Source organism: Streptomyces sp. NPDC002130 (genome assembly GCF_040296465.1).
Lineage (GTDB): Bacteria > Actinomycetota > Actinomycetes > Streptomycetales > Streptomycetaceae > Streptomyces.
In genome coordinates this window covers 1-1,105 of record NZ_JBEOXI010001165.1, presented here as the reverse complement: position 1 = coordinate 1,105, position 1,105 = coordinate 1, and the positions used below count along the sequence as shown (strand labels likewise).

The following is a 1,105-nucleotide window of genomic DNA, read 5'->3' as shown; positions in this document are numbered from 1 at the left end:
GTGCTGCTCAGCCGCCAGGAAGTCACGATGTCGACCGTCTGGGACGGCCGGCTCGCCGACCTGCAGAAGCAGGGTGTCCCGGTGGAGCGGCAGCTCAACGGTATGCGCCGCCAGTTCCAGGGCTATGCCATCGCCAAGGGCGCCGCCAATGAGGACAACGCCTACAAGCTGATGGACTTCTCTCTGCGTGCGGAGAGCCAGGCCGCCCTGGCGAAGGCGTTCCCGTCGAACCCGTCGTCCCCGGTGGCTTACACGCAGCTCACTGAGGATGAGCGCAACGCGCTGGCGGGTGCTCCGAAGTACTACGACAAGGGTTTCGACGCGGATGTCGACTGGTGGCTGAAGAACGAATCGGCCGTCACCAAGCGCTGGTTGGAGTGGGCACGTGGCTGAATTCGGTATCGCGGCACCGTCGGTGAAGGTGGCCGGTGACAAGCCGGCCACCGCGACCGGCAAGGCGCTGTCGGTGGTGGCCCTGCGCAAGACCTACGGGGACGTGGTCGCAGTCGACGAGGCGTCGATGGAGATCGCGGCGGGGGAGTTCGTCACCTTCCTCGGCTCCTCCGGGTCGGGCAAGACCACGACGCTGATGATGATCGCCGGGTTCTGCGAACCCGACTCCGGCACCATCACCGTCGGCGGCCGCGACGTCACCCGCCTCGCCCCGCAGAAGCGAAACCTCGGCTTCGTCTTCCAGCAGTACCTGCTCTTCCCGCACATGACCGTGCAGGAGAACGTCGCCTTCCCGCTCACCCTGCGTGGGGTGGGCAAGGACGAGATCCGCCGCAGGGTGGGGGAGACGCTGGAGATCGCGGGCCTGTCCCGCTTCGGCGGACGTAAGCCGCGTGAGCTGTCCGGTGGTCAGCAGCAGCGTGTCGCCCTGTGCCGGGCGCTGGTCTACCGCCCGCCGGTCATCCTCATGGATGAGCCGCTGGGCGCGCTGGACAAGAAGCTCCGCGACCAGCTCCAGGTCGAGATCAAGACCATCCAGCAAGAACTCGGCCTGACCGTCATCTATGTGACCCATGATCAGGAAGAGGCGCTGGTCATGTCGGACCGGATCGCGGTGATGCGCAACGGTCTGATCGAGCAGTTCGACACCCCC

General features: G+C 66.3%; 2 protein-coding genes. Both read left to right on the top strand.

Translation table 11 applies throughout. From position 1 onward, the window contains the following. Positions 1-393, top strand: a 393-nt coding sequence (locus ABT116_RS49320) for an extracellular solute-binding protein (protein WP_351648174.1), incomplete at its 5' end; no start/stop codon positions are given. Then, positions 386-1,105: ABC transporter ATP-binding protein (locus ABT116_RS49315; RefSeq protein ID WP_351648172.1), on the top strand; the 720-nt coding region annotated here is incomplete at its 3' end. The genes ABT116_RS49320 and ABT116_RS49315, both read left to right, overlap by 8 nt.